The 24084-nt window shown below is 72.7% G+C and carries 22 protein-coding genes; 15 read left to right on the top strand and 7 right to left on the bottom strand.

Annotation, left to right across the window (positions count from 1 at the left end):
* Positions 1 to 14 precede the first annotated feature (14 nt).
* A complete protein-coding gene (locus ACZ7BZ_RS13170) occupies positions 15 to 734 on the bottom strand; it encodes a Crp/Fnr family transcriptional regulator (protein WP_380459400.1) in 720 nt (239 codons plus the stop codon).
* 250 nt (positions 735 to 984) lie between these two features.
* Here ACZ7BZ_RS13170 and ACZ7BZ_RS13165 point away from each other — a divergent pair, with 250 nt between their 5' ends.
* The 4 genes from ACZ7BZ_RS13165 (at position 985) to ACZ7BZ_RS13150 (ending at position 4338) form a co-directional block, all read left to right on the top strand.
* The gene (locus ACZ7BZ_RS13165; protein ID WP_470358400.1) at positions 985 to 1659 is read left to right on the top strand and encodes a DUF4097 family beta strand repeat-containing protein; all 675 of its coding nucleotides are present in this window, start codon (positions 985 to 987) and stop codon (positions 1657 to 1659) included.
* Between the two features lie 82 nt (positions 1660 to 1741).
* A complete protein-coding gene (locus ACZ7BZ_RS13160; RefSeq protein ID WP_470358399.1) occupies positions 1742 to 2929 on the top strand; it encodes a sensor histidine kinase in 1188 nt (395 codons plus the stop codon).
* Complete coding sequence (locus ACZ7BZ_RS13155) at positions 2926 to 3606, top strand: response regulator (protein WP_470358398.1); 681 nt, start codon at positions 2926 to 2928, stop codon at positions 3604 to 3606. The genes ACZ7BZ_RS13160 and ACZ7BZ_RS13155 overlap by 4 nt, the downstream gene beginning before the upstream one ends.
* 120 nt (positions 3607 to 3726) lie before the next feature.
* Positions 3727 to 4338 (top strand): hypothetical protein, encoded by a 612-nt coding sequence (locus ACZ7BZ_RS13150; RefSeq protein WP_470358397.1) that lies wholly within the window; start codon positions 3727 to 3729, stop codon positions 4336 to 4338.
* Positions 4339 to 4357: 19 nt separating this feature from the next.
* Here ACZ7BZ_RS13150 and ACZ7BZ_RS13145 read toward each other — a convergent pair whose 3' ends face one another.
* Complete coding sequence (locus ACZ7BZ_RS13145; protein WP_470358396.1) at positions 4358 to 6151, bottom strand: vWA domain-containing protein; 1794 nt, start codon at positions 6149 to 6151, stop codon at positions 4358 to 4360.
* A complete protein-coding gene (locus ACZ7BZ_RS13140) occupies positions 6148 to 7212 on the bottom strand; it encodes an ATP-binding protein (protein WP_470358395.1) in 1065 nt (354 codons plus the stop codon). The genes ACZ7BZ_RS13145 and ACZ7BZ_RS13140 overlap by 4 nt, the downstream gene beginning before the upstream one ends.
* A gap of 112 nt (positions 7213 to 7324) precedes the next feature.
* On the opposite strand from ACZ7BZ_RS13140, the gene ACZ7BZ_RS13135 reads away from it, so the two are divergent.
* The 4 genes from ACZ7BZ_RS13135 (at position 7325) to ACZ7BZ_RS13120 (ending at position 11759) form a co-directional block, all read left to right on the top strand.
* Positions 7325 to 8065, top strand: coding sequence for an SIR2 family NAD-dependent protein deacylase (locus ACZ7BZ_RS13135; RefSeq protein ID WP_470358394.1), 741 nt, complete (start codon positions 7325 to 7327; stop codon positions 8063 to 8065).
* Between the two features lie 116 nt (positions 8066 to 8181).
* Positions 8182 to 9396, top strand: coding sequence for a cytochrome P450 (locus ACZ7BZ_RS13130; protein ID WP_380459381.1), 1215 nt, complete (start codon positions 8182 to 8184; stop codon positions 9394 to 9396).
* Between the two features lie 20 nt (positions 9397 to 9416).
* A complete protein-coding gene (locus ACZ7BZ_RS13125) occupies positions 9417 to 10415 on the top strand; it encodes an ADP-ribosylglycohydrolase family protein (RefSeq protein WP_470358393.1) in 999 nt (332 codons plus the stop codon).
* Positions 10416 to 10451: 36 nt separating this feature from the next.
* Complete coding sequence (locus ACZ7BZ_RS13120) at positions 10452 to 11759, top strand: serpin family protein (RefSeq protein WP_470358392.1); 1308 nt, start codon at positions 10452 to 10454, stop codon at positions 11757 to 11759.
* Here ACZ7BZ_RS13120 and ACZ7BZ_RS13115 read toward each other — a convergent pair whose 3' ends face one another.
* From ACZ7BZ_RS13115 to ACZ7BZ_RS13100, 4 genes are all read right to left on the bottom strand, one after another.
* Complete coding sequence (locus ACZ7BZ_RS13115) at positions 11760 to 12875, bottom strand: ADP-ribosylglycohydrolase family protein (protein ID WP_380459374.1); 1116 nt, start codon at positions 12873 to 12875, stop codon at positions 11760 to 11762. It abuts the gene before it with no gap.
* Positions 12876 to 12924: 49 nt separating this feature from the next.
* Positions 12925 to 14214, bottom strand: coding sequence for a DUF2786 domain-containing protein (locus tag ACZ7BZ_RS13110; RefSeq protein ID WP_470358391.1), 1290 nt, complete (start codon positions 14212 to 14214; stop codon positions 12925 to 12927).
* Between the two features lie 69 nt (positions 14215 to 14283).
* The gene (locus ACZ7BZ_RS13105; protein WP_470358390.1) at positions 14284 to 15903 is read right to left on the bottom strand and encodes a transporter; all 1620 of its coding nucleotides are present in this window, start codon (positions 15901 to 15903) and stop codon (positions 14284 to 14286) included.
* Between the two features lie 17 nt (positions 15904 to 15920).
* Positions 15921 to 16751 (bottom strand): ABC transporter ATP-binding protein, encoded by an 831-nt coding sequence (locus ACZ7BZ_RS13100; RefSeq protein ID WP_470358389.1) that lies wholly within the window; start codon positions 16749 to 16751, stop codon positions 15921 to 15923.
* A 274-nt stretch (positions 16752 to 17025) separates the two neighbouring features.
* On the opposite strand from ACZ7BZ_RS13100, the gene ACZ7BZ_RS13095 reads away from it, so the two are divergent.
* The 7 genes from ACZ7BZ_RS13095 to ACZ7BZ_RS13065 all read left to right on the top strand — a co-directional run bounded on the left by ACZ7BZ_RS13095 (position 17026) and on the right by ACZ7BZ_RS13065 (position 24021).
* The gene (locus ACZ7BZ_RS13095; RefSeq protein WP_470358388.1) at positions 17026 to 17571 is read left to right on the top strand and encodes a DUF1707 and DUF4190 domain-containing protein; all 546 of its coding nucleotides are present in this window, start codon (positions 17026 to 17028) and stop codon (positions 17569 to 17571) included.
* Between the two features lie 478 nt (positions 17572 to 18049).
* On the top strand, positions 18050 to 18421 hold the full coding sequence (gene rpsL / locus ACZ7BZ_RS13090; RefSeq protein WP_014144289.1) for a 30S ribosomal protein S12: 372 nt from the start codon (positions 18050 to 18052) through the stop codon (positions 18419 to 18421).
* A 2-nt stretch (positions 18422 to 18423) separates the two neighbouring features.
* On the top strand, positions 18424 to 18894 hold the full coding sequence (gene rpsG / locus ACZ7BZ_RS13085; protein WP_030055803.1) for a 30S ribosomal protein S7: 471 nt from the start codon (positions 18424 to 18426) through the stop codon (positions 18892 to 18894).
* Between the two features lie 39 nt (positions 18895 to 18933).
* Positions 18934 to 21039 carry an elongation factor G gene (fusA, locus tag ACZ7BZ_RS13080; RefSeq protein ID WP_380459362.1) on the top strand — a complete coding sequence of 702 codons (2106 nt, stop codon included), beginning with the start codon at positions 18934 to 18936 and terminating at the stop codon, positions 21037 to 21039.
* A gap of 197 nt (positions 21040 to 21236) precedes the next feature.
* Positions 21237 to 22430, top strand: a complete 1194-nt coding sequence (tuf, locus tag ACZ7BZ_RS13075) for an elongation factor Tu (RefSeq protein ID WP_326846505.1) — start codon at positions 21237 to 21239, stop codon at positions 22428 to 22430.
* 188 nt (positions 22431 to 22618) lie between these two features.
* The gene (locus tag ACZ7BZ_RS13070; protein ID WP_380459359.1) at positions 22619 to 23578 is read left to right on the top strand and encodes a glycosyltransferase family 2 protein; all 960 of its coding nucleotides are present in this window, start codon (positions 22619 to 22621) and stop codon (positions 23576 to 23578) included.
* Complete coding sequence (locus ACZ7BZ_RS13065) at positions 23575 to 24021, top strand: GtrA family protein (RefSeq protein ID WP_380459357.1); 447 nt, start codon at positions 23575 to 23577, stop codon at positions 24019 to 24021. Before ACZ7BZ_RS13070 ends, ACZ7BZ_RS13065 begins: the two co-directional genes overlap by 4 nt.
* The last annotated feature ends 63 nt before the right edge of the window (positions 24022 to 24084 follow it).

Below are 24084 nucleotides of genomic sequence, written 5' to 3'. Positions count from 1 at the left end.
AACCCCTGTGCGGATCAGCGGAGTTGACCGGGCCTCCGGAGCAGGTCGGGGCGCGCGATGACCAGGGAGCGGCGGCTGGTGGCCACGATGCCTCGCTCCCGCAGGGACTTGAGCAGCCGGGCGACGGCCTCCCGGGAGGCGCCGACGGAGCCGGCCAGTTCCTGCTGGCTGAGCGGGACGGAGACCACGATGCCCTCGGCGGTGCGGCGGCCGTGGGTGCGGGCGAGTTCCAGCAGGAGGTCGGCGAGCCGTTCGCTGACGCTGAGCGAGGCGAACTTGAGCCGGTGGTGGTCGGCGGCGCGCAGCCGGTCGGTGGCGAGGGCGAGCAGTTGCATCGAGGCGGCGGGGGTGCGCTGGAGGTAGGCGGTGAAGGCGGCGCGGTCGACGGCGGCGGCCTCGACCTGTTCCAGCGCGGTGACGGTGGCGGCCCGGGGCCGGCCGCTGAGGGCGGCGGATTCGCCGACGATGTCGCCCGGTCCGCGCAGGGCGAGCAGGGCCTCGTACCCGTTCTCGGCGAGGGCGGTCACCTTGAGCCAGCCGTGCAGGACGAGCAGGACGTGGTCGGAGGGTTCGCCCTCGCGCAGCGCGGTGGAGCGCGCGGGGTAGGCGAGCCGGTGGCCGAGGGCGAGCAGGGCGGTGCGGTCGGCGTGGTCGAGCCGGGCCAGGAACGGCACCCGGTCGTCGAGGCCGTGGCCGGTGGCGGTGCCCGGTCCGCCCGGCGGCGTGTTGGCCATTGCTGTCAGCCCTCGTCGTCCTCGCCTCGGCGCGCTCGGGCCCGGGGCCGGGAGGGGTGGGCCGGGAGGGTTGAGCGCGGGCAAACAAGTTACCGGCGCAGCGGCGTCCGCGCCGGTGAATCCGTGAATTGCCCGTCATCCCCCGCGTGGGGGAGCCGGGCGAACCGCTCCGGCGGGGGAGGTACGACGAGGGGTGGTCGCGGCAGGGTTCTCGGTGTCGGGATGACGGGGCTGGAGAAGGGGGCCGGACATGAAGCGGGTACTGGGCGCGGTGGCGATCACGGCGGCGGTGGTGCTGGGGATGCAGGGGTGCCTGCCGTTCTGGGAGTCGGACGAGCACCGGACGGTGAGTTACGGGGTGGCCGAGCAGGTCAAGGAGCTGGTGGTCGAGGCGGAGAACGGTGGCGTGGAGGTCACCGGCGCCGGGGACTCGGTGCAGGTCGTCGAGCGGCAGAGCTACCGGGGGAGCGCGCCGAGGACCACCCACGAGGTGAAGGACGGAGTGCTGCGGCTCGCGTACAGCTGCGACTCCTGCGGGGTCGGCTACACCGTGCGGGTGCCGGCCGGCACCAAGGTGCGGATCAAGGAGGAGAACGGCGGGGTGCGGCTGGCCGGGCTGGCCGCCGAGGTGGACGCCGCGGTGGAGAACGGCGGGGTCGAGGCGACTGGGCTGACCTCCCCGACGGCGCGCCTGAGCGCCACCAACGGCGGGGTGCGGGCCGACTTCGCGGCGGCGCCGACCGCGCTGGACGCCCGGGTCGGCAACGGCGGGGTGCGGCTGGCGGTGCCGTCCGGGGCGGCGTACGCGGTGACCGCCGAGGCGCGGGAGGGCGGCTCGGACGTGGGCGTCCCCTCGCAGCCGGGCGCGGCGCACACCATCACCGCCCGGGCGGAGACCGGCGGTGTGACGGTCAGCGGTGTCTGACCGGGCGGTGCCGGACGTTCTGCCGGTAGGGCATGATCTTCTCCGCGGGGGCGGGTTCCCCGGGTACGGGGGAGGTACGACGGTGGAGCACGCGGCGCGTTGGCGGAGCCGTACGGCCGGGCTGAGCCCGTACGTGCTGGACACCTTCCTGGCGGTCTGCTCGGCAGGGGTGTCGCTCTGGTCGGTCTACAACGACGACACGGACTGGCCCTGGTGGGTGTACCTGCTGGCGGCGTCCACCGCACTGTTCCTGCCCTGGCGGCGCCGGGCCACGCTGACCCTGCTGATCCTCGGCAGCGCGCCCTCGCTGGTGCTGTCGGTGGTGGCGCACTCGGCGAACCCGCAGGTGCCGCTGTACGCGGTGATCGGGATGTACACGGTGGCGGAGCGCTTCCCGGACCGGCAGCGCTGGCCGGTGCTGGCGGTGGTGGTGGTCGCCAACGTGATCGGCACCCACTCGCCGAACGGCGCGCTGTTCAGCGTGCTCACCTCGGGCGGCTCCTTCGTCTTCGGCGCCCTGGTGCGCACCCAGCGGGAGCTGGCCCGGATGCAGGCGGAGCGGGCGCGGGACGCCGGGGTGCGGGCGGCCAGCGACGCGGCGCGGGCGGTGGCCGAGGAGCGGGCCCGGATCGCCCGGGAGATGCACGACATCCTGGCGCACGCGGTGTCGCTGATGGTCATCCAGGCCGAGGCCGGGCCGCTGGTGGTGCGCGACAACCCGGACCGGGCGATCCGCGCCTTCGACACCATCGCCGACGCCGGCCGCGACGCGATGGTCCAACTGCGCCGGGTGCTCGGGGTGCTGAAGGACCCGGACGCCGAGCGGGAGCTGGCGCCGCAGCCCCGGCTGGCCGAACTCGCCGACGTGGCCGAGCGGGTGCGCCAGGCCGGCCTGCGGGTGGACCTCGAACTCGCCGACGGGCCGGCCGGGTTGCCGGTGGACGTGGAGGCGGCCGCGTTCCGGATCGTGCAGGAGGCGCTGACCAACACCGTCAAGCACTCCGGGGCCGACCGGGTCGCGATCCGGGTGCGGTGCACCGGCGAGGTGCTGGAGGTGGTGGTCTCCGACAACGGCCGCGGGGTGCCGCTGACCGCGGGCCGTCTGGTGGCCGGCTGGTCCGGTGGGCGCGGGCTGGTCGGCATCCGCGAGCGGGCGACGGCCTGCGGCGGCCGGGCCGAGGCCGGTCCGGGGCCGGAGGGCAGGGGTTTCCTGGTGAGTGCCCGGCTGCCGCTGGGGCCGGCGGGCGTGGTGGAGAGGGTGGGCGGATGACGCCGATACGGGTGGTGGTCGCGGACGACCAGGAGCTGGTGCGGGCCGGGTTCGGGATGATCCTGGACGCCCAGCCGGACATCGAGGTGGTGGCCGAGGCCTGCGACGGCGCCGAGGCCGTCGAGGCGGTGCGCGCGCACGGCCCGGACGTGCTGCTGCTGGACGTCCGGATGCCGGTGATGGACGGCCTGGAGGCGGCCCGCCGGGTGTGCGCGGAGTTCCCGGCCACCAAGGTGATCATGCTGACCACCTTCGACGTGGACGACTACGTCTTCGACGCGCTGTACGCGGGCGCCAGCGGCTTCCTGCTGAAGGACGTCCGGCGGGACGACCTGGCGCACGGGGTGCGGATGGTGGCCTCGGGGGAGGCGCTGCTCGCGCCCTCGGTGACCAGGCGGCTGATCGGCGAGTTCGCCGCCCGCCGGCCGGGTGGCCGGGAGCGGCCGGTGCGGCCGCCGTCCAAGCTGCTGGAGCAGCTGACGGTGCGCGAGCAGGAGACGCTGCGGCTGATCGCGCGCGGGCTGTCCAACGCGGAGATCGCGGCCGAGCTGGTGGTCAGCGAGCACACCGTGAAGACCCACGTCAGCAACGTGCTGAGCAAGCTCGGGCTGCGCGACCGGGTGCACGCGGTGGTGTTCGCGTACGAGGCCGGGGCGGTGGTGGCGGGGGAGTCCTGAGCGACTCCCTCCTGCGGGGGAGGGGGCGGGTTCGCCGGTGCGGGCGATCCGCGACGAGGGGCCCGGCCGGGAGGCTCTGGGGTGTCGGAACGGACCCCGGACACCGCAGGAGATCGTCAGATGAACGCCACCCGGAACACCCGCCTCACCGCCTACGCCGTCGTCGGCGCCCCCGCCCTGATGGCCCTCTACGGCGGCATCCGCCTGGTCCCGGGCTCCCGCGAGCCCGGCCTCGGCTGGACCGCCGGGCACACCGCGATGTTCGCCGGCCTGCTGCTGTTCGCCCCGGTGCTGCTGGCCCTGCGCCGGCTGCTCGCCCCGCGCGGCACCACCGCCGGTCGGCTGGCCGCGAACGCCGCGCTGGGGACGGCGTTCGCGGGCCTGGCGGCCTCGCTGGTGCAGATCGGGATCGACCTGTGCGTCGGCCTGGCCGCGGCGGACAAGGCCGAGCAGGAACGGCTGTTCCAGCGGGTGCAGGACGTCCCTGGGGTGCTCCCGGCCGTCTACCAGGTCGGCCCGATGCTGTTCTACGTCGGCCTGCTGGCGCTGCTGGTCGCGGCCTCGGCGGGCGCGGGGCGGGCGCTGCGCTGGTGGAGCCCGGTGCTGATGCTGCTGGGCACCGTCGCCAGCGGAGCCGACCTGGCCTTCATCCCGCTGGCCGCCGCCTGCTACCTGGTGGCGTTGTCCCCGCTGGTCCGGCCCTGCGTGGCGCCCCGTACGGCGCTGGCCTAGCCGGCTGCCCGGCGGGTCCTCAGCTCATCCGGAAGACCGGCCCGCGCGGGGTGAACGGCAGGCCGGCTCCGCGCGGGACGAGGAAGGCGTGCTCGCGGCGCAGCCGCAGCACGTCGCACTCGCCGTCGGTGATCACCAGGACGGGCGCCCCGGGCGGGAAGTCCTCGGCCCGCTCCAGCAGGTCGATGCCGGGTTGGAGGACGGTGCCGCCGCGCCCGTGCACCCGCAGCCGTCCGGCGATCTCCTCGACCGGTAGGTAACCGGCGTCGTGCGGGGCGGCGTCGCAGTGCACCACCCGGGCGGCCGGGACGTCCCGGGCGGCGGCGTAGGAGGCGATCGCGCCGAGCGCCTTGCCGAGCAGCGTGCGGTCCATCGAGCCCGAGGTGTCCAGGACGACCCCGAAGGTGCAGCGCGGCACCTCCTCCTCGGGGTGGTAGCGGCCGGCCCGGGGGATGTCCGGGGTGGCGGACTGCCGACGGGCGGGGCGGGAGTAGCTGCGCACCGGCTCCGGACGCGGCACGAACTCGTCGAACCAGCGGGCCAGTAGGGCGTCCCAGGGGAGCGGCGGGTGGGCGAGTGCGCGGATCTCCTCGACCAGGCCGGCCGGGAGCAGGCCGCGTCCGCGCTGGTGCAGTTCGAAGCCCTGCTGGAGGCCGCGCCGGTAGAAGTCGTCCAGGTCCACGTAGTCCCGGGGCGTGCCCAGCGGCTCGCCGAGGACGTCCGGGCGGTTCTTCCCGGCCAGGGTGGCGAGGCGGCGGATCCGGCGCTGGTCGCGGGCGATCCGGTCGTACACCTCCTCGGCCGACAGGCCCTTCAACTGCGGGTCGTGCAGCAGCCCGTCGGGCATCTCGCCGACGCCCATCTCCAGCAGCCAGCCGTTGATGACGTAGTCGGCGGCGACGTTGAACAGGAACGGGTCCCGTCCGCCGCGGCGCTCGCCGTGCCGCAGGGCGGCGTGCAGGATCTCGTGGCCGAGGATGAACCGCCACTCCTCGTCGCCGTAGTGGCGCAGCGGGTTGACGTAGATCTCGCCCACCTCGGCGTTGACGGCGGCGACGGCGATGTCGTGGGCCCGGGCGAGTTCGGCGTCGGCCACCACGGTGAGGCCGGCCGCGATGCCGCCGAGCAGCGGGTACGAGGAGACGAACCAGTTGAGCGCCCGGTTCCAGGGCCGCTCGGGCAGGCGTTCCCCGGTGGCGGCGTCGATCCGGCCGCCGGCCCGGTCCATCGCGGCGGACATGGTGCGGGTGAGCGCGGCCGCGAAGGCCGTCGGCCAGTCCTCGCGGGCATGGCCGTGGCCGTGCCACTCGACCAGCAGCTGGTCGCGCTCGGCGGTGCCGGCCGCCCCGGCGGCGTCGAGCGCGGGCAGGCCGTCGCCGCGCCAGCGGGCGGCCAGCTCCTCCTCGTCGCCGCCCGGGTACTCCTGCGGTAGCGGGACCGGGGCGCGGCCGACCGGGAAGGTGGCGAGGAAGCGGTTGACCACCGCGCAGCGGGCGGCGGCCTGGTAGGCGTCGGGCTGGGGGCGGTTGCCGCGGGCGCCCGGGAGGTGGCCGAAGCCCAGGTGCAGCAGGCAGTGCGCCAGCACCCAGGCCCACTCCTCGGGTTCGGCCCGGCGGCGCCGGTTGACGTGCAGGGTGCCGTTGGAGTCGACCACCGCCCAGCCGTCCGGCGGGGCGGTGGTGCACTCCTCGGCGCGGCAGACGTCGGCCCGCAGCGCGGCGAGGGCCGGGTTGCGGCGCAGCAGCCGGACGCCCTCGTCGAAGGCCTCGGTGCCCGGGTCGGGCTTCTTCGCGGCGGCCTGGGCGCGCTTCACCGGCGGGCCTCGACCAGCCGGGGCATGTCCCGGGCGGCCTCGATCAGGAACCAGGAGGGCAGCACCGGGTTGCCGTCCGAGCCGTCGGCGATCACCGTCTGGGCGACCTCCACCGAGATCTCGGCCAGCTGCACCAGCAGCGACTTGGCCCGGAAGGCGGTCTGCCGCTGCGCCCCGGAGGCGTGTTCCTTGCCGGCGGGCAGCTCCTTGACCAGCCGGCCGCGGAAGGCGTCGGCCAGGTAGTAGAGCAGGTCGCGGTCCTCCAGCCGGTGCGGCCAGCGGGCGTCGCCCTTGAGGATGGCCTCCAGGCCGTAGGAGTTGCGGACGATCTTCGCGTAGCCGCAGAAGGCGATCGCGTGCTGCGGGCTGAGCAGCCCGTACGCGACCACCTTGAGGGTCTCCTCGTCCAGGGTGGGGCCGAAGGAGTGCAGCGCGTCGGAGAGCATGTGCCAGGCGCGCGGGGTGGAGAACGGCTCCTCGGTCTTGGGCGGGGCGGACCACAGGTGGTCGGGCCGGTCGGTGAGGTGGTCGATGATCCAGGGGTGGATGCCGGCGTCGGCCGCCCAGCGCAGCCAGTCCTCGGCGCTGGCCCGCAGATGGACGTGGACCATGCGGTTGACCAGCGCGGACGCCATCGGCCGGGCGAGCGCGCCGTCGGTGGCGCGGTTCCCGGCACCGATCACGATGGAGCCGGGCGGCAGCTCGTAGGAGCCGATCCGGCGGTCCAGGATCAGCGAGTAGAAGGCCTTCTGGACGTCCGGCGAGGCCGCGTTCAGCTCGTCCAGGAACAGGCAGTACGGCTCGTCGCGGGCGATCTGCTCGGGCGGGCAGAACCGGGAGCGGCCCTCGGGGGTGAGCTGGGGGACGCCGATCAGGTCCTCCGGGGCGAGCTGGGTGCCGACCAGGCTCACGCACTCCAGGCCGAGCGACTCGGCGAACGCCCTGACCAGGGAGGACTTCCCGATCCCGGGGGCGCCCCAGAGGAACACCGGGCGGACGGTGGCCAGGCCGAGCAGCAGCTCGGGGACCTGGACGGGCGAGACGCTGACTGCTCCCTGCACGGGGCTCCTTCGTGGCGACGGTGCGTGACCGGCCCAGTGTGCGGCGGGAGTTGGCCGGGCGCATCTGGATTTTCGGTGGCCCGGTCCGCCCGGCGCCCGTACCGTCCGGGGTATGAACGCTAAGCGCCCCCTGATCGCCGTGCTCACTGGCGCGGGCATCTCGACCGACTCCGGCATCCCCGACTACCGCGGCCCGCAGGGGCTCTGGCGCAAGGACCCGTCGGCCGAGGAACTGGTCACCATCGGCCCGTACCGGGACGACCCTGCGGTGCGTCGGCGGGCCTGGCGGATGCGGCTGGACATCGGCGCGTCGGCCGCCGAGCCGAACGCCGGGCACCGGGCGCTGGTCGACCTGGAGCGCTCCGGGCTGCCGGTGCGGGTGCTCACCCAGAACATCGACGGGCTGCACCAGCGGGCCGGCCTGACCGACCGAAAGGTGATCGAACTGCACGGCAACGTCCGGGAGACCCAGTGCCTGCGCTGCCGGGTGGTCGGTTCGATGTCGGAGGCGCTGGCGCGGGTCGAGGCGGGGGAGCCGGACCCGGACTGCCGGGAGTGCGGGGGGATCCTCAAGCCGCGGATCGTGATGTTCGGCGAGAACCTGGACCAGCAGGTGCTCGGCCAGGCCGACGCGATCGTCCGGGCCTGCGACCTGTTCATCGCGGTCGGCACCAGCCTCCAGGTGTTCCCGGTGGCGGGGCTGCCGTACAACGCGGTGAAGAGCGGGGCGAAGCTGATCATCGTGAACGGCGAGGAGACGCCGTACGACGTGGCCGCGACCGAGGTGATCCGGGAGCCGATCTCCACCGCGCTGCCCGAGCTGGTGCGCAGGCTGGTCGCGGAAGGGGCGTAATGAAGGGGGCGTGATGAAGGGGGGCGTAACGAAGGGGCGTAAGGACCCTTTACGGACGTACCGCATGCATACGATGATCTTCCCGGCTTCCCCTCACGGCCTGGAGTGATCGAGCGATGACGACGACGGCGAAGTTCGACCCCTGGTCGGCGGAGTTCGTGGCCCACCCGTACGACGCGTACGCCGAACTGCGCGAGCACGCGCCGGTGACGTACCACGAGCCGACGAACCAGTGGCTGGTCTCCCGCCACGAGGACGTCAGCGCCCTGCTGCGCGACCGGCGGCTCGGCCGCACCTACACCCACCGGTTCAGCCACCAGGAGTTCGGCCGCCCCGAGCCCGACCCGGCGCACGAGCCCTTCCACACCCTCAACGACCACGGGTTGCTCGACCTGGAGGCCCCCGACCACACCCGGATCCGTCGGCTGGTCTCCAAGGCCTTCACCCCGCGCATGGTCGAGGGGCTGCGCCCCACCGTCCGGCGGCTGGCCGGGGAACTGGTCGACGGACTGCTCGCGGCCGGCGGCGGAGACCTCGTCTCCGCCGTCGCCGAACCGCTGCCGGTCGCCGTGATCGCCGAGATGCTCGGCGTGCCGGAGGCCGACCGGCACCTGCTGCGCCCCTGGTCCGCCGACATCACCGGGATGTTCGAGCTCAACCCGAGCGAGGAGACCGCCCGCCGGGCCGTCACCGCGAGCACCGAGTTCTCCGACTACCTGCGCGCCCTCATCCGCGAGCGCCGGGCGGCCCCGGGTGAGGACCTGATCAGCGCGCTCATCCAGGCCCAGGAGGGCTCCGACGCGCTCAGCGAGCAGGAGATGGTCTCCACCTGCGTGCTGCTGCTCAACGCCGGCCACGAGGCGACGGTCAACACCACCGGCAACGGCTGGTGGGCGCTGTTCCGCCACCCCGGCGAACTCGCCCGGCTGCGCGGCTCGGTGGACGAACTGCTGCCCACCGCCGTCGAGGAACTGATGCGCTGGGACACCCCGCTGCAGATGTTCGAGCGCTGGGTGCTGGACGACGTCGAGGTCCGAGGCGTCACGATCCCGCGCGGCGCCGAGCTCGCCCTGCTCTTCGGCTCCGCCAACCGCGACCCGGAGCGCTTCGCCGACCCCGACCGCCTCGACCTCGGCCGCACCGACAACCCGCACATCACCTTCGGCGCGGGAATCCACTTCTGCCTGGGCGCCCCGCTTGCCAGACTGGAACTCACCGAGTCCTACGGCACGCTGCTGCGCCGGGCCCCGGGCCTGCGGCTGGTCCGCGAGCCCGAGTGGAACCCGGGCTACGTGATCCGCGGGCTCAAGGAACTGCTGGTCGAAGTCTGAGACCTGAGGGGGAGAAGGCCGTGGGCAAGGCGACGGGGGCACTGCTGGGGCTGGCGATCGGCGACGCGATGGGCCGGCTCACCGAGTTCCAGGACGTCGAGCGGATCGCCGCCGACCACCCGGACTGGCGGCGGCTCCCGCTGCCGCAGCGGGCGCTGGTCACCGACGACACCCAGATGACGCTCGCCCTCGCCCGCGGCCTGCGCACCGCCCTGGCGCGCGGGCCGCTGACCCCGCTGCGGCTGGAGCGCCCGGTCCGCGAGGAGTTCGTCGACTGGTGGCGCTCCCCGGAGAACAACCGCGCCCCCGGCATGACCTGCCTGCGCGCCTGCGAGCGGCTCAGCCACGCCGCGTACCGCTGGCAGCAGGCCAGCGACGTCGGCTCCAAGGGCTGCGGCGCCAACATGCGGGTCGCCCCGGTCGGGCTGATCCGCGAGCTGGACGCCGGCCAGCTCTCCGGCGCCGCCCAGCTGCAGTCCGCGCTCACCCACGGCCACCCGACCGCGCTCGCCGCCAGCGACCTCACCGCGTACGCCGTGCGCAAGCTCGCCGACGGCGTCCCGCCCGCCGGGCTGCCCGCGGTGCTGCGGGGGTACGCGCTGGCGGGCCGCGAGCGGTACGACGCGTTCTGGCTCGGCGACCTCGCCGAGCGCTGGTACGGCGCCTCCCCGCAGGCCGTCCTCGCCAGGGGCTGGGACGACTGCCTCAAGGTGCTCGACCAGCTGGAGGCAGCGCTCGCCGCACCCGACGTCGAGGCCGACCCCTGCCTGGCCACCGGCGAGGGCTGGGTCGCCGAGGAGGCCTTCGGTACCGGGCTGCTCTGCTTCCTGCTGCTGCCCGACGACCCGGTGGCCGCCGTCCGCCGGGCCGCCTACTCCAGTGGCGACTCCGACTCGCTGGCCTGCCTGACCGGCGCCTTCGCCGGCGCCCACCACGGCGAGGCGGTCTGGCCCCGGGAGTGGGTCGAGCGGATCGAGCACCGGGACGAACTGCTGGAGTTCGGCGCGCTCTGGGACTGAGCGGAACCCGGGGCGGGAGCGCCGCGTCGAAGGTCCATGACGAACCGCAGCACGCTCGGAAACCACCGCCGTCGCCCGGCGGCGCTGCTCCTCGCCGCCGCCCTCGCCGCGCCGCTGCTCAGCGGCTGCGGCAGCACCGGATCCGCCACCACCGGCGAACTGCGGGCCTCCGCGCCGGCCGGCCGGCCCGCGGTGGACCCGGCCCAGGTGGCCGCCACCGCCAAGAGCACCGACGCCTTCGGCCTGGACCTCCTGCACACCCTCACCGCCGACCCGGCCGAGGCCGGGCACAACCTGGTGGTCTCGCCCGTCGGGCTGGCCACCGTGCTCGGGATGCTGGCGCCCGGCGCGCGCGGCGCGACCGCCGAGGAGCTGGCCAAGGCCTTGCACACCGACCTGGACCCGAAGCAGTACGCGCTCGCGGTCGGGGCACTCGACCAGCGGACCGGCAACACCGACCTGCACCAGGCCGACGAGGTCTGGACGCAGCAGGGCTTCCCCGTGGAGCCGGACTACCTGGCGACGCTCGCCGCCGCCTTCGACGCCGGAGTGCACACGACCGACTTCAAGAAGGACCCGGACGGCAGCCGCAAGGCGGTCAACGCCGCCGTGGAAAAGGCCACCGAGGGACGGATCAAGGACCTCTTCCCCCCGAAGGCGATCAATCCGGACACCCGGCTGGTCCTCACCGACGCGCTCCACCTCAAGGCGAAGTGGGCCTCGGAGTTCAAGCCCGCCCACACCGAGGACCGCCCGTTCCACAAGCTCGACGGCTCCACCCCGTCCGTCCCGCTGATGAGCCAGACCGGCGGGTTCAAATACGCGGACGGCTCCGGCGGGATCGCCGGCGAGCCCTGGCAGGCCGTCGAACTCCCGTACGCGGGTGGCAACTTGGCGATGGACCTGATCGTCCCCGCGCAGGGCGGCTTCGCGGCCTTCGCCAAGGGGCTGGACCAGCCCCAGCTGGACCGGATCCTCGGCGCCCTCGCCGAGCAGCCCGTCGACCTCCAGCTGCCGCGCTTCCACTTCGACACGTCCAACGAGCTCACCCCCGCGCTGCGCTCGCTCGGTGTCCACGCGGCCTTCGACAAGGCCGACTTCGGCGGCATCGCCAAGGAGCCCCTCGCCGTCAGCACGGTGGTGCAGAAGGCCACGATCGAGGTCGACGAGGGCGGTACGGTCGCGGCGGCCGGCAGCGGCGCCGGGCTCGCCGGGGCGGCGGCGCCGTCCCCGCGTCAGACCGCCCAGCTGCACATCGACCGGCCGTTCCTGTTCCTGATCCGGGACACCGCCACCGGGCGGCCGCTGTTCCTCGGTCAGGTCACCGATCCGCAGGCGAAGTAGCTACCAGGCCGGGTAGCGCCCGCCGAGCGCCGGGTGGCCCGGGTCGCGGCTGCCGAACAGCACCAGCAGGTCGTCCGCGACCGTCAGCAGCTCGGCCCGGCCCTCGACGGCCCCCGCCCAGTCGGCGGGCAGCGCCGAGGCGCCGTACGCGGCCCCGACCAGGTTGCCGCAGACCGCGCCGGTGGAGTCGCTGTCCCCCGAGTGGTTCACCGACAGCAGCAGCGCGGTGCGCACCGGGTCCGGGTCGAGGGTGGCCGCCAGCAGCGAGTGCACCGCGATGCCCAGGCACTCCTCGGCGATCCAGCCGAGCCCGACCCGCTCCACGGTGTCCGCCGAGGGCTCGGCCTCTTGGGCCAGTCGCACGGCCCGGGCCAGCGCCTGGACGGTCTCCTTGGACTTCGGCAGTTCGCGGATCTGCTCCACCGTCTCGCCGACCGCCGCCCACGGCTCCGTCCCGGCCGCCAGCCGCTCGACCAGCGCCGCGAAGGCGCCGGCCGCGAGGTAGCCGGTCGGGTGCCCGTGGGTGAGCTGGGCGCACTGCACGGCCAGCCCGAAGGACTGCTCGACACCGAGCCGGGCCAGCCCGAACGGTGCCGCGCGCATCACCGAACCGCAGCCCTTGGAGCCGGGGTTGATCGGCCCCGGACTCCCGATCGGGGACGGCGCCTCGAACACCGGGTGCTCGGACACCCCGCTCAGACAGGCGTTGCCCGGCGCCCGCCGGGCGTACAGGAACGGCCGGCCGAGCAGCCAGCCGTCGTACGGGCGGGGCTGCGGCCCGGCGTCCGGCTCGGGCTGGTACTGGGTGCGCAGCCAGCGCCGGTAGGCGCCGTGCACGGCCTCCGGCACCGAGCCGCCGCCGCCCGACCAGCCGCGGACGAACCCGCGGATCAGGCCCTCGGCGGTGAACAGCGTCATCTGGGTGTCGTCGGTGACCTCCACCGGCCCGGTGCTCCCGGACGGCAACGCGGTCACGCCCTGCGGACCGAACCGGTCCCGGATCTGGTGGAGCTGCTGGAACTCCACCGGCCAGCCCAGTGCGTCGCCGATCGCGCCGCCGAGCAGCGCACCGCGCACCCGGTCCCGGTATCCCGACTCCGCCGCGGACTCCGTCACGTCGAATCCCCCTTCGTTCGTGGCGGGGTCGTTTCTATCAGGCGCGGCGTCAGTTGTGGATCTCGCCCCGCCCGTGCAGCGCGGCGCGGTCGGCCGCGGCCCGCCCGGCCGCCCAGCCCTCGCCGTCGCTGACCCGGACCCGCTGCGAGACCAGCTTCGGGAACAGCCGGCCGACCTCGTCGTCCACCGCCGCCGTGCGGGCGGCCAGCGCGGGCAGCAGCCGCTCGTCCGGCGGCAGTTGCTCCTCGGTGCCGTCCTCGCGCAGGTGCCGGCCGGCCGCGGCGGCGCTGGTGGCCCGCTCGGTGGCGGCGGTCAGCCGCTCGCGGATCCGCGCCGCGTAGGCGACCAGGAAGGACTGCCGGAAGGCCTTGCTGCGGGAGTCCTTGCCGGAGCCGGCCTTGTTGAGCGCGTGGGTGGCCTGGACCAGCAGCGAGGTGTAGAGCAGCTCGACACCGTCGAGGTCCCCGTCGAAGCCGATCACGGCGCAGAAGCCGTACTCCTTCGCCCACACCACCCGGCACCGGTTGGCCACCGCGACCGCGTCCAGCAGCATCGTCTTGGGGCCCTCGTACGGGTTGTCCACGCCGATCCGCAGCGCCGCCGGGGTGTCCCGGTCGGCCGCGGCGGCGGCCAGCAGTGCCCCGTCGATGCTGTGCTGGGCCATCAGCTGCTGGGCCTTGGCGGTCAGCGCCTCGGCCTCCTCCGGGAACTCGGTGGACTCGGCCTTGGCCAGCAGGGCCCGGATCCGGGCCAGCATCCGCGGCTCGCCGGCCGATGCCCCGCGATGCCGCGGTCCGGTGGGGTGCCGCACCGGCCCCGACTGCCCCGGTGCGGGGCCGACCGGCGCGATCGGGGGCAGTCGGCCCCAGCTGCGCAGCAGCTCCAGGAGAGTGGTGGCGAGCGCGAAGCGGTCCAGCCGGTGCCGGTGGGCGAAGGCGCCGAGGTACTGCTCGTCGGCCGGCCACCAGACGTCGGCCTCCAGCTCGCGCAGCTGCTCCTGCCAGCGCCGGTCCAGGACCGCGACGGGGTGGCGGCGGCCCTCGGCGGCGATCAGGTCCACCGCGAGCGCCAGGTGGACGGGGGTCAGCCCGCGCCGCACCACCCGCACCAGGTCCGCCGGGCGCCACCCGGCGGACCAGCAGCGGCCCACCGCGGTGTCCGCGTACCCGAGCAGCGCCCGGCTGACGGCGGGCCACTGCCCGGCCGAGGCGGCCAGCAGCGAGGCCCCGGTGTCCAGGGCGAGGTCCAGTGCGTCGTCGGGGGCGGTGAGCACCGAGCGCACCGCCTGCTCCAGCAGCGGCCCGGCGTTCCCGTCGCCCTGCTGCGCGCGCTTGCCCACGGTGTCCCTGCTCTCCTCGACGGTCCGGCCCCTCCGGCCCATGATGCCGGAGGGGCCGGCGAGGCGGTCCTACCGCTCGATGGCCTTGGCCATGATCTCCGGCACACGGTCCAGCAGCTTGGCGGCCGCCAGCCGGATGCCGAGGGTCGCGACCAGGGCGCCGTAGAGCGGGCCGAGCAGCAGCAGTGGCCAGGTCGGCCCGTCCGAGTCGAGCGCCCACAGCAGGTAGCCGCCGACCGGCAGGGCGAGTACCGCGACACCGAGCATCGAGCCGAACTGGTTGAGCAGGATCAGCCCGCCCTGCCCGGGGGCGGCGTTGCGCATCGGGTTGCTGTCGGCCGGCATGGTGTACGGCGCCAGCACGCTGAACACCGAGCCGAGCGCGATGCCGCAGCCGAGCACCGCCACCGCCAGGCCGACCGCGGACGGCAGCTCGGCCCACTCGCCGGTGGCGGCGGCCAGCACCAGCCCGAGCACCAGCGCGACCGGGACGGCGTACGACAGCACCGCGTACGCCCGGCCGCGCAGCTCGTCCCGGGCGTCGGCCGGGGTGCGCAGGGTGGCGGCGACCATCCAGAACGCCGAGCCGTCCATGCCGAACAGGTTGAGCATCTGCAGCCCGAGGAACGTCCCGGTCATCGCCAGCAGGTAGACGCTGGACCAGCCCTGGACCATCGACAGCACGCAGATCACCAGGGTCATCCCGACACTGGTGAACAGCGCTGCCTTGGCCCGCGGCTCGCGCCAGGCGTACCGCAGGTGGCGCTGCATCACCGCGCCGGTGCGGCCCTCCGGCAGGAAGCGCCAGCCGCGGCCGTTCTCCACCCCGCGGGCCACCTCCAGGGTGGAGGAGTCGGCGGTCACCATCAGCTGCTGCAGGCTGCCGCGCCACCAGCGCAGCAGCAGGACCAACAGCGCGGCGGCCGCGGCCAGCTGGAGCAGTGCCACCGCGTACTCGCCCTCGCCGACGCTGCGGGGGGCGTCCGCCGCGCTGACCGGCGGGATCCAGCGCAGCACCGCGGCGATCGGCTTGAGCGGGCTGAGGTCGAGGTCCTGGCCGTGCCGGCGGCCGAAGATGCTCTGCGAGCCGATGTTGGCGGCCTGGACGAGCAGCGCGAAGGCCAGTCCGCCGAAGATCGCGAAGTCCTTGCCGCGTCGGCTGGAGAGCATCCGGGCGTTCCCGGCCGCGACCGCCCGGGACAGCGTGACCAGGCAGAGCAGCGCGAGCGGCACGGCGACCACCGCGGTGGCGGCCGCGCCGCCCCCGGCCGTGCCGGACAGCACCGCGCCGGTCACCAGCACCAGGCTGATCAGCGGACCGGGCCCGATCAGCGCGGCCAGCAGTGAGCCGCGCAACAGCGGGCCGGGCCGCAGCGGCAGCATGGTGAGCCTGGTCGGGTCGGCGCTCTCGTCGCTGGAGAACAGGAACAGCGGCAGCGCGGCCCAGCCCAGGGTGAGCACGCCGAGCAGCATCACCCCGGTGTCCCCGGAGCCGGCGTAGCGCCCGTTCAGCATCGCCATGCCGAAGGCCATGCCGCCGGCCACGACCAGGCCGAGGACGCCGCCGATGACGTACACGGCGGTCCGGCCGGGGCTGCGCCGCAGCCCGTTGCGCAGCAGCCGCAGCTTGAGGGACACCAGGCCGCGGACCACCGTCCGCCCGTCGGGCACCACCGCGGCGGCGCTCATGCCCCCACCTCGCTCGTTCACCGGGCACCGCCGGAGTGTCCGCCGCCGAGCCAGCCGAGAGACTGGCCGTCGTCCTCGCGGACGCCGACCAGCTCCAGGAAGGCCTCGTGCAGGCTGCGCGCGCCGCGGACGGAGTCCAGCGGGCCCTGGGCGATCACCCGGCCCGCGTTGACCACGGCCACCCAGTCGCAGAGCTGCTCGACCAGTTCCATCACGTGGCTGGAGAAGACCACGGTGGAGCCGGCCGCCGCGTACCGCTTGAGCACGCCGCGGATGGTCTGGGCGGAGACCGGGTCGACGCCCTCGAAGGGCTCGTCCAGGAACAGCACGTCGGGGTTGTGCAGCAGCGCGGCGGCAAGGCCGATCTTCTTGCGCATGCCGGTGGAGTAGTCGGCGACCAGCTTGTCGGCGTCCCGGCCGAGGTCCAGGACGGCCAGCAGCTCCTCGGCGCGGCGGTCCACCTCGGCGGCGGGCAGACCGCGCAGCCGGCCGGTGTACTGGAGCAGCTCGCGCCCGCTGAGCCGCTCGAACATCCGCAGGCCCTCGGGCAGGATGCCGATCCGGGCCTTGACCGTGACCGGGTCGGCCCACACGTCGGTGCCGTGCACCAGCACGGTGCCCTGGTCGGGCCGGAGCAGTCCGGTGACCATGGACAGCGTGGTGGTCTTGCCCGCGCCGTTCGGCCCGACCAGGCCGAAGAACGCCCCGGTGGGCAGCTCCAGGCTGAGTCCGGCCACGGCGGCCTGGTCACCGAAGTGCTTCCACAGTCCTCGGATGCTGACGGCGGACGGGGTGTCCGGTCCGCCGGGGCCGACGGGGGTCGATTCGGAGGGCGACGCTGACGCCATGGCGGCCTTCTGTCTGTGGTGGTGGGTGGACGCACGGATGAACGTGAGGATGGTCGGGCGATGGCTGGGGAGCCCAGCGTGGCACCGCCCGTACGGGCTGTCGCCCGCTTTGAGCATCCTCTGAGGCTGTCCGCCGAACGAGTGAGGCGCGCCGCCCGGCGGCCGGCTTCCGGGAGCCGCCGGTCCGGTTCGGCAACTACTCAGTTCCCTTGTTCGTCCTGCACTATGAGGAGCAGTGAGCGCGCGGGGGTGCCGCGGGGCCGGGAGGTGGCGGATGTCCGTTCAACCGTGGGGCCAGCCCGGTCCCGCCGATCGGTACGGCCGCGGGCCGGCGGCCGGCGGCTGGCAGCCCGCGCCGCCCCCGCAGGCGGCGATGCGGGCGAGCCACGCGGACCGGGACCGGACGGTGGACGTGCTGAAGGCCGGGTTCGCCGAGGGCCGGCTGTCCGCCGAGGAGTACGGGCAGCGCCACGAGGCCGCGGCCCGGGCGGTCACCTACGGCGAGCTGGCCGCCCTGGTGGCCGACCTGCCGTCCGGGCCGATGCCGGCGCCGCTGCAGGCCGCGCAGCCGGTCCCGGCGACCTTCCTGGTCCCGCCGCCGGTGCCGCAGGCCCGCCCCACCAGCGTGCTGGCGGTGGTCTCCCTGGTGTGCAGCCTGACCTTCGTCCTCGCGGTGCCCGCGGTGGTGACCGGCCACATCGCCCGCGCGCAGATCCGGGACCGCAACATGGACGGGGACTGGGCGGCCGTCCTCGGGCTGGTGCTCGGCTACCTGGGAAGCTCCTTCTGGTTCCTGATGATCCTGCTGGCCGTCGCTTAGGGCGTGTCTGACAGTTCGCGCCGGATCAGCACGCGGCGTCGCGCGCCCGGCGGGATTTGTGAGACACGCCCTGGGGCCCGCGCCCCCGCTGGCGGCCGTCCGCCGACTGTGGTAGAGCGGGTGGAGGGCGGCCCGACACCGGCCGGTCGCGTACGGGACACCGGGGCGACATCCGGCCGAAGGCCACGACCTGCGGCGTTGCATTTGTTTTGACCGAGCCCCATGCGCTAGGTACGCTCTGACCTTGTGCCTGGGGTGTCCCCGGGTCCTTGTGCGTGCATGCACACCGGTCGCCGCGCCGAGCCGGAGCGCTTCCCAGCGCGCCGCGCGTAGAGCGCCGTCGCTGTACAGCAGCCATGGGATTCCGTGACGGAAAAGCCCAACACACCCGACCGCGTGGGTCGACCACGGGGTCGTGTGCGAGGGAACACCGCAGGTTAGTTCCACCAAGCCTTGGCACACAGAAAACGGAGAAACGGTGCCTACGATCCAGCAGCTGGTCCGAAAGGGCCGGCAGGACAAGGTCGAGAAGAACAAGACTCCCGCGCTGAAGGGCTCCCCGCAGCGCCGTGGGGTCTGCACGCGTGTGTACACGACCACCCCGAAGAAGCCGAACTCGGCTCTCCGCAAGGTCGCCCGTGTGCGCCTCACCAGCGGGATCGAGGTCACCGCTTACATCCCGGGCGAGGGCCACAACCTGCAGGAGCACTCCATCGTGCTGGTTCGCGGTGGTCGTGTGAAGGACCTTCCTGGTGTCCGCTACAAGATCATCCGCGGTTCGCTCGACACCCAGGGTGTCAAGAACCGCAAGCAGGCTCGCAGCCGCTACGGCGCCAAGAAGGAGAAGTAAGAATGCCTCGTAAGGGCCCCGCCCCGAAGCGCCCGGTCATCATCGACCCGGTCTACGGCTCCCCGGTCGTCACCCAGCTGGTCAACAAGATCCTGCTGCACGGCAAGCGCTCCACCGCCGAGCGGATCGTCTACGGCGCCCTCGAGGGCGTCCGTGAGAAGACCGGCTCGGACCCGGTCGTCACGCTGAAGCGTGCGCTGGAGAACGTCAAGCCGGCCCTCGAGGTCAAGTCCCGCCGTGTCGGTGGCGCGACCTACCAGGTTCCGGTCGAGGTCCGTCCGGGCCGCGCCAGCACCCTGGCGCTGCGCTGGATGGTCGGTTACTCCCGCGCCCGTCGCGAGAAGACCATGACCGAGCGCCTGATGAACGAGATCCTCGACGCCAGCAACGGCCTGGGCGCTTCCGTGAAGCGTCGCGAGGACACCCACAAGATGGCCGAGTCCAACAAGGCCTTCGCGCACTACCGCTGGTAGTCCGTACCCCGTCACTAGACAGAGAGAGAACGAGCCACAATGGCTGCAACCTCCCTTGACCTCGCCAGGGTCCGCAACATCGGGATCATGGCGCACATCGACGCGGGCAAGACCACCACCACCGAGCGGATCCTGTTCTACACCGGTGTGTCGTACAAGATCGGTGAGGTCCACGATGGCGCTGCCACCATGGACTGGATGGAGCAGGAGCAGGAGCGCGGCATCACGATCACGTCGGCCGCGACGACCTGTCACTGGACGGTCGACGACGTCGACAACACCATCAACATCATCGACACCCCGGGTCACGTCGACTTCACCGTCGAGGTGGAGCGCTCGCTGCGCGTCCTCGACGGCGCCGTGACGGTGTTCGACGGTGTCGCCGGTGTCGAGCCCCAGTCCGAGACCGTGTGGCGGCAGGCTGACCGCTACGGCGTCCCGCGCATCTGCTTCATCAACAAGCTGGACCGCACGGGCGCGAACTTCTTCTTCTGCGTCGACACCATCGTGGAGCGCCTCGGCGCCACCCCGCTGGTGATGCAGCTGCCGATCGGTGCCGAGGCGGACTTCAAGGGCGTTGTCGACCTTGTCCGCATGAAGGCGCTGGTCTGGTCCGCCGAGGCCGCCAAGGGCGAGATGTACGACATCGTCGACATCCCGGCCGACCTCCAGGACCAGGCGGCCGAGTACCGCGAGACGCTGATCGACACCGTCTCGAACGTCAGCGACGAGATCATGGAGCTCGCCCTGGAGGGCGAGGAGATCCCGGTCGAGCTGCTGCAGGACGCGATCCGCAAGGGCACCCTGAACTCGGACTTCACCCCGATCTTCTGCGGTACCGCCTTCAAGAACAAGGGCGTTCAGCCCCTGCTCGACGCGGTCGTCAAGTACCTGCCGTCGCCGCTGGACATCGAGTCCGTCGAGGGCACGAAGCCGAACGACCCGGAGACCAAGATCTCCCGCAAGGCTTCGGACGACGAGCCGCTGGCCGCGCTGGCGTTCAAGATCATGTCCGACCCGCACCTGGGCAAGCTCACCTTCGTCCGGATCTACTCCGGCCGCCTGGAGTCCGGCACCTCGGTGCTGAACGCCGTCAAGGGCAAGAAGGAGCGCATCGGCAAGATCTACCGCATGCACGCGAACAAGCGTGAGGAGATCGAGTCGGTGGGCGCCGGCGACATCGTCGCCGTCATGGGCCTGAAGCAGACCACCACCGGTGAGACGCTGTCCGACGAGAAGAACCCGGTCATCCTGGAGTCCATGGACTTCCCGGCCCCGGTCATCCGCGTCGCGATCGAGCCCAAGTCCAAGGGTGACCAGGAGAAGCTGGGTGTCGCCATCCAGCGTCTCGCCGAGGAGGACCCGTCCTTCCAGGTCAACACGGACGAGGAGACCGGCCAGACCATCATCGCGGGTATGGGCGAGCTGCACCTCGAGGTGCTGGTCGACCGTATGAAGCGTGAGTTCAAGGTCGAGGCCAACGTCGGCAAGCCGCAGGTCGCGTACCGCGAGACGATCCGTCAGGCCGTCGAGCGCATCGACTACACCCACAAGAAGCAGACCGGTGGTTCCGGTCAGTTCGCCAAGGTGCAGATCGCGATCGAGCCGCTCGAGCAGGCCGAGGGCTACGAGTTCGTCAACAAGGTCACCGGTGGCCGCGTCCCGCGCGAGTACATCCCGTCGGTCGACGCCGGTTGCCAGGAGGCCATGGAGTTCGGTGTCCTCGCCGGCTACCCGCTCCAGGGCGTTCGCGTGAGCCTGCTGGACGGTCAGTCGCACGACGTCGACTCGTCCGAGCTCGCGTTCAAGATCGCCGGTTCGATGGCCTTCAAGGAAGGCGCGCGGAAGGCCAAGCCGGTCCTCCTCGAGCCGATGATGGCCGTCGAGGTCACCACGCCCGAGGACTACATGGGCGACGTGATCGGCGACATCAACTCTCGCCGTGGCCAGATCCGGTCCATGGACGAGCGTCACGGTGCCCGCGTCGTCACGGCGCTGGTGCCCCTCTCCGAGATGTTCGGCTACGTCGGTGACCTGCGCAGCAAGACCTCTGGTCGCGCGAGCTACTCGATGCAGTTCGACTCGTACGCCGAGGTCCCCAAGGCCGTGGCTGAGGAGATCATCGCCAAGTCCAAGGGCGAGTGACGTCCCGATATTCGGGATGATTCACACCCCTTAGGCTGTTAGGAGGCGACCCGGGAGGATCCGTCCGGATCCTCCCGGGCCCTCCGGCCCCCCACCCACGGGAGGGTGCGAAGTGCCTCGGGCACCCGTACCGGGCCCGTAACCAAAGACCAACTGACGTCAGCACGGCGTACAGGAACTGTCCTCAGGAGGACTCAGTGGCCAAGGCGAAGTTCGAGCGGACGAAGCCCCACGTCAACATCGGCACCATCGGTCACATCGACCACGGCAAGACCACGCTGACCGCGGCCATCACCAAGGTGCTGCACGACGCGTACCCGGAGATCAACCCCTTCACGCCGTTCGACCAGATCGACAAGGCCCCGGAGGAGCGTCAGCGCGGTATCACCATCTCGATCGCGCACGTCGAGTACCAGACCGAGGCGCGTCACTACGCCCACGTCGACTGCCCGGGTCACGCTGACTACATCAAGAACATGATCACCGGTGCGGCCCAGATGGACGGTGCGATCCTCGTCGTCGCCGCCACCGACGGCCCGATGCCGCAGACCAAGGAGCACGTCCTCCTGGCCCGCCAGGTCGGCGTCCCCTACATCGTCGTCGCCCTGAACAAGGCCGACATGGTGGACGACGAGGAGATCCTGGAGCTCGTCGAGCTCGAGGTCCGTGAGCTCCTCTCCGAGTACGAGTTCCCGGGCGACGACCTGCCGGTCGTCCGCGTCTCCGCGCTGAAGGCGCTGGAGGGCGACAAGGAGTGGGGCGAGAAGCTCCTCGGCCTGATGCACGCGGTCGACGAGGCCATCCCGACCCCGGCCCGCGCCGTGGACCAGCCGTTCCTGATGCCGATCGAGGACGTCTTCACGATCACCGGTCGTGGCACCGTCGTCACCGGCCGCATCGAGCGTGGCATCCTCAAGGTCAACGAGACTGTCGACATCATCGGCATCAAGGAGACCAAGACCACCACCACGGTCACCGGCATCGAGATGTTCCGCAAGCTGCTCGACGAGGGCCAGGCCGGTGAGAACGTCGGTCTGCTGCTCCGTGGCATCAAGCGCGAGGACGTCGAGCGCGGCCAGGTCATCATCAAGCCGGGTTCGGTCACCCCGCACACCGACTTCGAGGCCCAGGCCTACATCCTGTCGAAGGACGAGGGTGGCCGCCACACCCCGTTCTTCAACAACTACCGCCCGCAGTTCTACTTCCGTACCACGGACGTGACCGGCGTCGTGACCCTCCCCGAGGGCACCGAGATGGTCATGCCGGGCGACAACACCGGCATGACGGTCGCGCTGATCCAGCCGATCGCCATGGAGGAGGGCCTGAAGTTCGCCATCCGTGAGGGTGGCCGCACCGTCGGCGCCGGCCAGGTCACCAAGATCATCAAGTAATTGATGTTCTGACCTGCCTGCCTCGTCAGGCTTGTCCGAAGGGCCCCACGCACCCTCGCGGTGCGTGGGGCCCTTCGGCGTCTCACCCGGCGCTCACCTGGGCGCCCTTCTCTCACGGGCGGCTCATCGCCGGCTGTTATGGTCGGCTCACCAGCCAGCCCCGCCGTCGCGGAAAGTGGGACCAACGCATGTCTACGGCACCGCTGTTGTCGGTCGTGATGCCGATCTACAACGAGCAGGAGGCGCTCCCGCTGACGGTCGAGCGGCTGCGTCCGATCCTGGACGGGCTGGGAGTCGACTACGAGGTCGTCGGCGTCGACGACGGCAGCCGGGACGCCACACCCGTGCTCATGCAGAAGATCCGGCAGGACTGGCCGGAGTTCCGCATCGTCCGCTTCGCCCGCAACTCCGGGCACCAGGCCGCGCTCACCGCCGGCATCCACCGCGCGGTCGGCGACTACGTGGTGAGCATCGACGCCGACCTCCAGGACCCGCCGGAGAAGATCCCGGAGATGCTCGCCCTGGCCCGCGAGCAGAGCCTCGACGTGGTCTACGGCGTACGCGGCGACCGCGGCACCGACACCGCCTTCAAGCGGCGCACCGCCGGCGCCTACTACTGGCTGATGCGCCGGCTGGTCGGCAAGCGGATGCCCAACCAGGCCGGTGACTTCCGGCTGCTCAGCCGCGCCGCCGTGGACGCCCTCAAGCAGCTGCCCGAGCACCAGCCGGTGTACCGGCTGCTGGTGCCCTGGCTCGGCTTCCCCAGCGGCGAGGTGGTGTACGTCCGCGAGGAGCGGGTGGCCGGCGGCACCCACTACCCGCTGTCCAAGATGGTGCGGCTCGCGCTGGACAGCATCACCAACTTCTCCGCCGCCCCGCTGCGACTGGCCACCTACCTCGGCCTGGTCAGCTTCGTGGTCTGCATCGGGCTCGCGATCCACGCCACCGTCTCGTACGCGCTCGGTTCGACGGTGCCCGGCTGGTCCTCGCTGTTCATCGGGATGCTCTTCCTCGGCGGCGTGCAGCTGATCTGCGTCGGACTGCTGGGGGAGTACGTCGGCCGGATCTACTCCGCGGTGCAGAACCGCCCGACCTACTTCGTCGGCTACGACTCGGCCGAGGACGACGAGCGGGGCCGGGGCCGGTGACGCTCACCGAGGAGCCCGCCGGGCCCGCCCGGGGGACCCGCCGCCAGCTGCCGTCCTTCCTGGTCATCGGCGTCCTCAGCACCGTCTTCTACCTCGGGCTGTTCGTCCTCGCCCGCTGGTTCACCGACCCGCAGGCGGCGAACCTGATCGCGCTGGCCGTCAGCGCGGTGGCCAACACGGCGGCCAACCGCCGCTTCACCTTCGGGGTGGTCGGCTCGCGGGGGATGGTCCGCGACCAGCTGCAGGGCGCGGTGGCCTTCCTGATCGGGCTCGGCCTCAGCTCCGGGGCGCTCGCCCTGCTGGACCGGGTGGTGCCGCACGCCTCCCGGCCGGTGGAGGTGGGCGGGCTGGTCGTCGCCAACGGCCTGGCCACGGTGGCGCGGTTCGTGCTGCTGAAGGTCTGGGTCTTCCGCGGCCGGGAGTCCGGGGCCACGGACGCGTGATCCCGGGCGGCCACCCGGTCGGTTCGCGGACGGCCCGGCCGCCCCTGGGCCGACCGGCGTAGC

The organism is Kitasatospora sp. NPDC036934 (assembly GCF_055608425.1).
This window is presented reverse-complemented; position numbering and strand designations above follow the sequence as displayed.

Excerpts from the sequence above, each read along its gene's own strand:
- ACZ7BZ_RS13170 (WP_380459400.1), bottom strand. The coding sequence starts at position 734 with ATGGCCAACACGCCGCCGGGCGGACCGGGCACCGCCACCGGCCACGGC.
- ACZ7BZ_RS13165 (WP_470358400.1), top strand. The coding sequence starts at position 985 with ATGAAGCGGGTACTGGGCGCGGTGGCGATCACGGCGGCGGTGGTGCTG.
- ACZ7BZ_RS13155 (WP_470358398.1), top strand. The coding sequence starts at position 2,926 with ATGACGCCGATACGGGTGGTGGTCGCGGACGACCAGGAGCTGGTGCGG.
- ACZ7BZ_RS13150 (WP_470358397.1), top strand. The coding sequence starts at position 3,727 with ATGAACGCCACCCGGAACACCCGCCTCACCGCCTACGCCGTCGTCGGC.
- ACZ7BZ_RS13135 (WP_470358394.1), top strand. The coding sequence starts at position 7,325 with ATGAACGCTAAGCGCCCCCTGATCGCCGTGCTCACTGGCGCGGGCATC.
- ACZ7BZ_RS13130 (WP_380459381.1), top strand. The coding sequence starts at position 8,182 with ATGACGACGACGGCGAAGTTCGACCCCTGGTCGGCGGAGTTCGTGGCC.
- ACZ7BZ_RS13120 (WP_470358392.1), top strand. The coding sequence starts at position 10,452 with ATGACGAACCGCAGCACGCTCGGAAACCACCGCCGTCGCCCGGCGGCG.
- ACZ7BZ_RS13105 (WP_470358390.1), bottom strand. The coding sequence starts at position 15,903 with ATGAGCGCCGCCGCGGTGGTGCCCGACGGGCGGACGGTGGTCCGCGGC.
- ACZ7BZ_RS13100 (WP_470358389.1), bottom strand. The coding sequence starts at position 16,751 with ATGGCGTCAGCGTCGCCCTCCGAATCGACCCCCGTCGGCCCCGGCGGA.
- ACZ7BZ_RS13095 (WP_470358388.1), top strand. The coding sequence starts at position 17,026 with ATGTCCGTTCAACCGTGGGGCCAGCCCGGTCCCGCCGATCGGTACGGC.
- rpsG (WP_030055803.1), top strand. The coding sequence starts at position 18,424 with ATGCCTCGTAAGGGCCCCGCCCCGAAGCGCCCGGTCATCATCGACCCG.
- fusA (WP_380459362.1), top strand. The coding sequence starts at position 18,934 with ATGGCTGCAACCTCCCTTGACCTCGCCAGGGTCCGCAACATCGGGATC.
- ACZ7BZ_RS13070 (WP_380459359.1), top strand. The coding sequence starts at position 22,619 with ATGTCTACGGCACCGCTGTTGTCGGTCGTGATGCCGATCTACAACGAG.